The following is a 7,634-nucleotide window of genomic DNA, read 5'->3' as shown; positions in this document are numbered from 1 at the left end:
ACCGCTCTTCCGATCTCGTTGATGACCATGTCGTAGGCATCAGAGTTGGCTGCTGCAGGATTCGCTTTAAGCTCTTCCGCGTTCACACCTAGTGGTGATGTGAATGGGTGGTGCATCGCATGCAAGTTACCTTCGCCATCTTCTTCGAACATTGGGAAGTCGATAACCCAAAGAGGAGCCCACGCTTTTTTGTCAGTTAGCTCTAAATCGTCACCCAGTTTGATACGAAGTGCGCCCATTGCTTCAGCAACAATGCCCGCTTTGTCTGCGCCAAATAAAATGATATCGCCGGATTCAGCTTGAGTGCGATCTAGAATACCGTTGATTACGTCTTCGCTTAGGAACTTAGCCACTGGAGATTGAATACCTTCCATGCCTGCAGCACGGTCGTTCACCTTCATCCAAGCTAGGCCTTTCGCGCCGTAGATGTTGACGTGCTCAGCGTAACCGTCGATTTGCTTACGAGTTAGCTTAGCACCACCAGGAACACGGATAACCGCTACGCGACCTTTTTCGTCGTTAGCTGGGCCAGAGAATACTTTGAACTCTACATCTTTAACCAAGTCAGCAACGTCTACTAGCTCTAGTGGGTTACGTAGATCGGGCTTATCAGAACCGAAACGACGAATCGCTTCAGAGAAAGGCATGACTGGAAATTGGCCCAGTTCAACGTCTAAAAGCTCTTTCCACATATCGTGAACTAGCTTCTCAGTGATGTTACGCACTTCTTGAGAAGACATGAACGATGTTTCGATATCGATTTGAGTAAATTCAGGCTGACGGTCAGCTCGTAAATCTTCATCACGGAAACATTTAACGATTTGATAGTAACGGTCAAAACCAGACATCATCAACAGTTGCTTGAACAGCTGAGGAGACTGAGGAAGTGCGTAGAAGCTACCTTTATGAACGCGGCTTGGTACTAGGTAATCACGAGCACCTTCTGGCGTCGCTTTTGTCAGTACTGGTGTTTCGATGTCTAGGAATAGGTTCTCATCTAGGAAACGACGAACGAAGCTAGAAGCGCGTGCACGAAGCTTAATGCGGTCGCTCATTTCTGGACGACGAAGATCGATATAACGGTACTTAAGACGCTGCTCTTCCGAGTTCGTTTGGTTGAAGTCGAGTGGAAGCGCATCAGAACGGTTGATGATCTCAAGACCCGTCGCGTACAGTTCAACTTCACCAGTAGCCATGTCTTTATTTACTTGGCTGTCTGGACGAACACGGACTTCACCAGTGAACTTGATACAGAATTCATTACGCAGTTGGTTGGCGATTGGAAAGATATCTTTCATATCTGGATCAACAACAACCTGAACGATGCCTTCACGGTCTCGCATATCGATAAAGATAAGACCGCCTAAATCACGGCGACGGTTTACCCAGCCGCACAGTTCTACAGTTTGTCCCGCCAGGGACTTGTTCAGGTTACCACAGTAATGGGTACGCATAATGAATTTCCCAATCTCTTAATTATTTACTAGTTTCCAAGCTGTCGGCGGTAATATCCACCCAACAGAGCAAAGGAATATTTATACGCGGAAACTCGCTTAAAATCGACCTTCCACACGTGAATTTGTTGTGTTTTATCTTGCTTTGCTGCTTTTTAACTCGCCAAACGTGCAAATATTCAGCAAAAGCAAAAAAATGGCGTTAATTATATCTCGAAAGTACCTTAATCAGCAAAAGTCTCGTACAGTAGTTTTTGGTTTTAACCCAAAATAATGATGTGGTGACTATGGCAACTTTACCTTTAAGGCTTGGACTCACGATGTGGTCTCATTCTGAGTGGCAAAGTCCGTTCTATGGAAAAGGGACCAAACCTGCAGAGCGCCTAGAAAAGTACAGTCAAGTTTTTCATACGGTTGAAGGGAATACGACGTTTTACGCTACACCGAGCATACCCACAGTCCTAAACTGGAAAGCCGCGACTCACCAGAATTTTCGCTTTACGTTTAAACTGCCCAAATTCATTACTCACCAACAGCAACTCCGGCAATGTCAGGCAGAGTTGAGAGAATTTTTGACCACCATGTCTCCACTGCACGACCGGATAGGGCAATGGACAATTCAACTACCGCACAGCTTTGAACCCAGCATGCTCCCTACCCTACAAAAGTTTTGCACGTATTTCCCGAAAGACATGCAGCTCGGCGTCGAAGTTCGCCACCTTGGTTTTTTTAACAAAAAGAATGAAGAAAAGCACTTTAATCAATGGCTCGTTGAAGAAGGCATCAATCGCACGATTATGGATAGCCGTCCAGTCTTTTCTGCACCGCCAACGACATAAGCGGTCATCGATGCGCATCAAAAGAAACCACGCGTTCCTGTTCATGCTATAGCCACCGCAGAAAACCCAGTGATTCGATTCATAGGCCACCCCGAACAAGACGCCAACGTTGCTTTCTTTGAACCCTGGCTTAAAAAATTGCCAATATGGATAGCTGAGGGAAAACAACCTTACGTGATGATACATACGCCCGATAATGTCGAAGCCCCGCAACTTGCGACACGGCTATACGACAAGTTAGCTGAGGAAGTTTCGCTTCCTCCTCTCGCTGATTTTCCCGCAATGAAAGGCGATCACCAAATGTCGATGTTCTAGGGCGTGTTTAGAATGGATTCCCATAGGTTTAACTTCTTATTGTCCGCGCTTACTGAAGTTGTACTGTCGTGATTTCGTGACATGGGACGAATTATTGCGTAAAATACGCCCCCTTTTATTGGGGATGTTGTACCCCTCTATTGCTGACAACCACGAGAGAACACCATGAGCAACAAAGCGAGTAATAAAGACGCTATCTTTTCCGCTCCCATTGATAAGATCGGTGACTTCACCTTTGATGAACGCGTTGCGGAAGTTTTTCCAGACATGATTCAACGCTCAGTTCCAGGTTACAGCAACATCATTTCGGCCATTGGCATGTTGGCCGAACGCTTTGTCAAACCGCATTCTAATATCTATGATTTAGGCTGCTCGTTAGGCGCGGCTACCCTGTCAATGCGTCGCCATATCCAGCAAGAGGGTTGTACGATTTTTGCTGTTGATAATTCGGCGGCAATGATTGAACGCTGTAAGCTTCACGTGAACGCTTATCGCTCAGATACACCGGTTCAAGTGATTGAAGCCGATATACGGGAAGTCGCCATTGAAGATGCCTCTATTGTGGTCTTAAATTTTACGTTGCAGTTTCTTTCGCCAGAAGACCGCTATGCATTGCTCAAAAAAATTCATACGGGTCTGCGCCCCGGTGGAATTCTAATTTTGTCTGAAAAATACGTTTTTGACGACGACAGTGCCAATGAACTGTTGATCGACTTACACCACGATTTCAAACGTGCAAATGGGTATAGCGAGCTTGAAGTTAGCCAGAAGCGCAGTGCCATTGAAAATGTCATGCGCCCTGACTCCATCGACACGCATAAAGAACGCTTTAATACCATTGGTTTCTCAAGCAGTGAAGTGTGGTTCCAATGCTTTAACTTCGGCTCAATGTTTGCCATAAAATAACGTTCGGTTTTAATTCAGCGTACTTAGTTTTAATTCGGTGCAATTTAATTCAGCACACTTGTTAATTGAAGACACACAGAGAGTGAACACTCAAAGTGTGCCTAACTTTGTTCAGTCATTTTCTTTTTGCATCCAGCTTTAAAAAAAATAAGCGATGCTTTGATCATGACGACTAGAACATTCGATCTCTTTACAGGAACACAACCATGTTCGATTTTGCAAATATCTATCAACTCATCGCGAATGATGACCGCCTTCAACCTTGGCTCAACACTCTCCCACAGCAGCTAACGGATTGGCAAAACGCAGAACATGGCGACTTTGAACGCTGGTTAAGAGCGCTTAAGAAGATCCAATCAGGTAAGCCCGATAATATCGATCTGAAAGAATCGGTGTCTTTAAGCAACCAAACTCCCCTGTCACAAGGGGAAACTAAGAAACTAGAAAACTTACTTAAGACTTTTCACCCTTGGCGTAAAGGCCCATACACTGTACATGATATTCATATTGATACCGAGTGGCGAAGCGACTGGAAATGGGATCGCGTCCTGCATCATATTTCACCTCTTAAAAATCGATCTGTACTAGATGTTGGCTGTGGCAATGGGTACCACATGTGGCGAATGCTTGGCGAGCAAGCCCGTCTCTGTATTGGCATTGACCCTTCTCACCTTTTTTTGGTTCAGTTCGAAGCGATTAGAAAATTGATGGGGGATGACCAACGCACCCACCTATTGCCTTTAGGTATTGAGCAGTTACCAAAACTTGAAGCATTTGACACCGTGTTTAGCATGGGGGTGCTTTACCATCGCCGGTCACCCCTTGATCATCTTATCCAATTGAAAGATCAGTTAGTAAAGGGGGGAGAGTTGGTGCTAGAAACCTTGGTCATTGAAGGGGATGAAAACACGGTGCTTGTGCCCGTCGACCGCTATGCGCAAATGCGAAACGTCTATTTCTTCCCATCAGCCCGTGCGTTAAAAGTTTGGCTAGAACAAGTTGGCTTTGTTAACGTTCGCATCGTGGATGAGAACACAACCACCATCGGAGAGCAGAGAACGACGGAGTGGATGACTCATAACTCACTACCCGATTATCTCGACCCAAATGACGCCAGCAAAACCCGCGAAGGGCACCCTGCGCCACGCCGTGCAATTTTGATCGCGAATAAGCCATAATTGACAATATTCTAACCTGCATTTTAGCGGATAAGATATTCTCCTGCTGCTATTAAGAAGGGAAACCCAACCCTCCCTTCTTTGCAGGAAAATACACGAATAATTACGTTTAATGGCCCTTTAAGGTTTCCAATGTTAAAAAGATTAGCTCCCGTCCTCGCCCTTGGCTTATTGTCTGGTTGTGTTCAAACCAATAGCGAACAATTTCATAACGACACTATCTCTGCTATTCAAGAATCAAACGCTCTCCTTACGAATAAATTGACTAACATCGAATTGGCGGTGAGTAATCAGACCGATTATGTTGACAGTTTAGAAGCTGAAATCCTGTCTCTTCAAGAGAAACTGCAGCACGCGACGATAACTTTAGTTCCCGCGCCTGGCTCCGAGGGAGCGGACAAAGAAAGCACGCCAACTCACGTCGTGTTTACCCCAACCTCTTCAACACAAAAAGTTGTATTGGGTGAGATAGAGCACGTCACCATCGACGCGATAAATCAGCCTTTTGACGCCCGGATTGATACTGGTGCGGCGACGTCGTCACTCAATGCTATCGACATTGAAGAATTCGAGCGTAACGGAAAAAACTGGGTACGATTTCATCTGTCTGATGGCATTACCGAACTCAGCGATGAAAACTGGATAGAATTGCCAGTTCTGCGCTTTGTCAAAATTAGACAGTCGACCAGCGAATCAGTTGAGCGTCGTGCGGTGGTTGAACTTTGGGTCAAAGTGGGCAAAATTCACGAAAAAGCACAATTTACCTTGGCAGACCGCTCTCAAATGAGTCATCCTATTTTACTCGGGCGAGAGTTCATTCGCGATATCGCGCTCGTAGATATAAGTCGCCAGTATATACATACGGAAATCAAACAAAAATAATAGGTAAGTTATGACGTCAAAAGTACCATTTTATCTGTCAGTTGTTCTGCTGATCATCGCAGGGATTGCACTGAGTGTGCTAAGGCATCAGACCTATGGTGTTCCTTGGATACCAGGTGAAACACGCCAAGTCTGGGATATCGAAGCACGAATAGAGTTCACGGCTCAGAATAAACCGGTGAAAGCTTCACTCGCCGCCCCTCATACTCAAGCCGGATACACTCTCGTCAACGAGTCGGCGTCTTCACCTGGCTACGGTGTCTCTTATATCAATACCGATTCCGGTCGACGTGCTGAATGGTCTATTCGTGAAGCAGACGGCGATCAAACTATCTATTATAAAACGCAATTCTTAGTCGACCCACAAGCAAAAGTGAGCCCGATCAAACCAAGTGGTGAGATTGTGAAGCCAACGTTTGATGGCCCAGTAGAAGCGGCGGCAAACGCGCTCATTGAACGCGCAAATCAACGTTCGGCCGACGATGTCACTTTCACGCGCGAGCTCATTAAAACGCTCAACGACAGTGAAAGCCAAAATTCAGCGCTTATATTAAATACTCTCTCCAAAGTCGAAGCCGTAGACAAACTTCTCGCCTATGCGCAAATACCGAGTAAAGTCGTCGGTGTTATTGAATTGGAAGATGGGCGTCGACGTCAAAGCATACAACAAATGAATCAGGTGTGGGATGGCAACAAATGGGAGCTATTTAATCCGACCTTAGGCACTCCTGAGACTCAAGATAACCTGCTTATTTGGGACGAATCTAACGTATCCTTGCTCGATCTGGTCGGTGGTAAAAATAGCCAGGTGCATTTCTCTATGATTGCTCAAGAGGTGTCACCTAAGCAAGCAACCAATGGAAAAGTTGAGGCTGATGGGCTACTCAACATTTCTATCCATAGTTTGCCACTCGAAGAGCAAGCGATGTTTAAAACCATTATGTTGATCCCTATCGGTGCGCTTCTGGTTGTATTCCTTCGTGTCATTGTTGGGCTAAAAACATCTGGCACCTTCATGCCTGTTCTTATCGCAGTAGCCTTTGTACAGACTCAACTGATTACCGGCATTGTGGGTTTCTTACTCATCGTCGGCACAGGCTTAGTGATTCGTAGCTACCTTTCTAAGCTCAACCTATTGCTTGTTTCGCGAATATCCGCCGTCATTATTACCGTAATAATGATCATCTCGGCCTTTACCGTCATCGCCTTCAATATTGGTCTCACGGAAGGGCTTTCGATTACCTTCTTCCCTATGATTATCCTTTCATGGACCATCGAACGTATGTCGATTCTGTGGGAAGAGGAAGGGCCTAAGGAAGTGGTACTGCAAGGCGGTGGTTCATTGCTAACAGCAGTTCTTGTCTATTTAGCGATGACCAACAGCTACATTCAGCATTTGACCTTTAACTTTATTGGTCTTCAACTGATTGTATTGGCCGCTATTTTGTTGCTTGGTACCTACACTGGTTATCGTTTAACTGAGCTGCGCCGCTTCAAACCACTCGCGGAGGACTAACTATGTTTTCACAGTTTACCTCTCCAAGTAAATTGAAGCACAAAGGTATCATGGGAATGAATCAGCGTAACCACAGCTATATCGCTCGTTACAATGATCGTTCTAAGTATCCTTTGGTCGATGACAAACTGAAAACCAAAATTATTGCCGAGCAAGCTGGGTGTACTACTCCCGCATTGATCGGGGTTATTAGCCATCAAGCGGAAGTAAAAACCATCCATAAAATGGTGCTTAAATGGCCCGGCTTTGTTATCAAACCTGCTCAAGGCAGTGGTGGTAAAGGGATCTTAGTGATCGTCTCCCATAAGGATGGTGTGTATACCAAGCCTTCTGGAGATACGGTTGGCAAAGAAGATGTAGAACGTCATATTAGTAATGCACTGGCGGGGCTGTTTTCTCTTGGTGGTAAAAATGATGTCGCCGTTGTAGAAAACCTGATCAAATTCGATGAGTGTTTCAATGGCTACAGCTTTGAGGGCGTACCTGACGTGCGTATCATCGTGTTTAAGGGCTACCCAGTCATGGCGATGATGAGATGTTCAAC

General features: G+C 45.5%; 6 protein-coding genes and 1 pseudogene. 6 read left to right on the top strand and 1 reads right to left on the bottom strand.

Going from position 1 to position 7,634, the window contains the following annotated elements:
• Nucleotides 1-1,454, bottom strand: a 1,454-nt coding sequence (gene aspS, locus ACP45E_RS14145; protein ID WP_069585148.1) for an aspartate--tRNA ligase, incomplete at its 3' end; no start/stop codon positions are given.
• 320 nt (nucleotides 1,455-1,774) lie between these two features.
• On the opposite strand from aspS, the pseudogene ACP45E_RS14140 reads away from it, so the two are divergent.
• The 6 genes and pseudogenes from ACP45E_RS14140 to ACP45E_RS14115 all read left to right on the top strand — a co-directional run.
• Nucleotides 1,775-2,608 (top strand): annotated as a pseudogene (locus ACP45E_RS14140) (DUF72 domain-containing protein).
• Nucleotides 2,609-2,773: 165 nt separating this feature from the next.
• Nucleotides 2,774-3,514 (top strand): carboxy-S-adenosyl-L-methionine synthase CmoA, encoded by a 741-nt coding sequence (gene cmoA, locus ACP45E_RS14135; RefSeq protein WP_017033768.1) that lies wholly within the window; start codon nucleotides 2,774-2,776, stop codon nucleotides 3,512-3,514.
• Nucleotides 3,515-3,720: 206 nt separating this feature from the next.
• On the top strand, nucleotides 3,721-4,692 hold the full coding sequence (cmoB, locus tag ACP45E_RS14130; RefSeq protein WP_017039024.1) for a tRNA 5-methoxyuridine(34)/uridine 5-oxyacetic acid(34) synthase CmoB: 972 nt from the start codon (nucleotides 3,721-3,723) through the stop codon (nucleotides 4,690-4,692).
• Nucleotides 4,693-4,824: 132 nt separating this feature from the next.
• Nucleotides 4,825-5,574 carry an ATP-dependent zinc protease family protein gene (locus ACP45E_RS14125; RefSeq protein WP_017033766.1) on the top strand — a complete coding sequence of 250 codons (750 nt, stop codon included), beginning with the start codon at nucleotides 4,825-4,827 and terminating at the stop codon, nucleotides 5,572-5,574.
• A 10-nt stretch (nucleotides 5,575-5,584) separates the two neighbouring features.
• Nucleotides 5,585-7,090: an inactive transglutaminase family protein gene (locus tag ACP45E_RS14120; RefSeq protein WP_017033765.1), complete on the top strand. Its 1,506-nt coding sequence runs from the start codon at nucleotides 5,585-5,587 to the stop codon at nucleotides 7,088-7,090.
• A gap of 2 nt (nucleotides 7,091-7,092) precedes the next feature.
• Nucleotides 7,093-7,634, top strand: a 542-nt coding sequence (locus ACP45E_RS14115; protein WP_277815706.1) for a sugar-transfer associated ATP-grasp domain-containing protein, incomplete at its 3' end; no start/stop codon positions are given.

The organism is Vibrio genomosp. F10 str. 9ZD137 (genome assembly GCF_049974785.1).
In the GTDB taxonomy this organism is placed as follows: Bacteria; Pseudomonadota; Gammaproteobacteria; order Enterobacterales; family Vibrionaceae; genus Vibrio.
This window is presented reverse-complemented; position numbering and strand designations above follow the sequence as displayed.